Source organism: Acinetobacter sp. GN11 (assembly GCF_054823985.1).
Genome location: NZ_JRVL01000260.1, coordinates 1 through 1,382, shown reverse-complemented (window position 1 = coordinate 1,382; position 1,382 = coordinate 1). Strand labels below are relative to the sequence as shown.

Annotated in this window: 2 protein-coding genes; one reads left to right on the top strand and one right to left on the bottom strand. The window is 32.1% G+C overall.

All coding sequences use genetic code 11. The annotated features are described in order from the left end of the window. Positions 1–818 (top strand): hypothetical protein (locus NL42_RS17770; RefSeq protein ID WP_461313761.1); only part of this gene is annotated, 818 nt, incomplete at its 5' end. 58 nt (positions 819–876) lie between these two features. Here the strand turns inward: NL42_RS17770 and NL42_RS17765 are convergent. Continuing rightward, entirely contained in the window at positions 877–1,161 is a 285-nt protein-coding gene (locus NL42_RS17765; protein WP_016142940.1) for a YciI family protein, read from the bottom strand. Positions 1,162–1,382: the final 221 nt, after the last annotated feature.

The window sequence follows — 1,382 nt, the reverse complement described above, 5'->3', positions numbered from 1 at the left end:
ATTTATTACTCATATCAACATTACTATTTACTGGATGTGCAACGACTAAATCGATTCAATATCCAGCAGCGGGTAAACAAACCTCTCTTTCTGTTTCTTCAGAACAACTTTCTTCAATGACTGAATCAGGTGCAGGTGATTACTTTGTAAAGGAAAGTCAAATATTAGTTGGTGATGCAAGTAGTGCTTCGGCCAGTCCAGTTTCTGGAATGTTTGGCCTTATCGGAGTAGGAGTCGCAATGGCAATTGATAAAAATGCAAATAGTTCAGCTATTGAAAAAAGCTCTATCAATCAACCTATTAAATTTGACCAATTAATAAATCAAAAAATTAACGATTCTCTCGCTCAAAATAAAGCAGATCCTACACTTAAACTACTAGATTTAAATCAGATATCCGAAATTAAAATTGTGCCTTATTCACGCCTTTCTTTCCGTGAAAAGCCAATTGTAAAAGTAAATTTTGGTCTAAAGACCCAATTTAAAAATGCGGCAGACAATAATGCAGATACAAAACGCTTATATCACTATGTAAGTAAGGAACGTATTTCTTTAGCTGAATGGGAAGCTCAAAATAATTTATTATTTATGAAAAAAGCAGACCAAGCATTTAGCGCTCTTAGCCAAGTATTCACTTTAGATTTACAACATCAATTAAATTTAAAAGCATTCGATGAGAATAAGCAAAAGAACTGTAAAACTAATGCAGATACATCCTTAGTTTCTTTTATCCAAACTCCTGACAATTTATGTGTTGGTGTAGTTAAAACAAGTAAAGGAGATGTATTCGAAAATAGTATTTATATTGTTGAGCAATAATAAATATTAACCAAAAAGACTAGAGAACTACTTAAATTTAAGTTGTTCTCTAATGTAATCAAACAAATGCTTTAATTTCTTCTAAACTTTTCGATGGCTCAAACCACATAAAATCATAATCAGCTACATCATGAATATAAAACGGATCATTTTTCATGATTTCTTCAGCTTCTTGAATCGAAGAACTTAAAACTAAAATTACCCCACCTACTCTATTTTCTCGGCGCCCCGATGCCAAAAATTTCTTCTGCTCATAGTAGTGATCTAAAAATGCAATATGCTCTTTCAGCACAGCATCAACTTCGGCTAATGGTTTTTTATAGGTCAAGGTAACAACAATCATCTCATTCTCTTAAAGAAAGTAGTACATGATGTAGAAAGGTTAAATACAGATAGCTTATTCGATGGTACGCCTATTCCCCCAACTCATCCACATTAAAACTTTTTATAATAATGACCCTACACAGTAGCGCAATAATTAATTCAATTACCTAACTTGTTTACAACGTTTATTGGTGTAAGTATTTTTCGCAGATAAGTCTTTATAATAATTTGATATTTTCA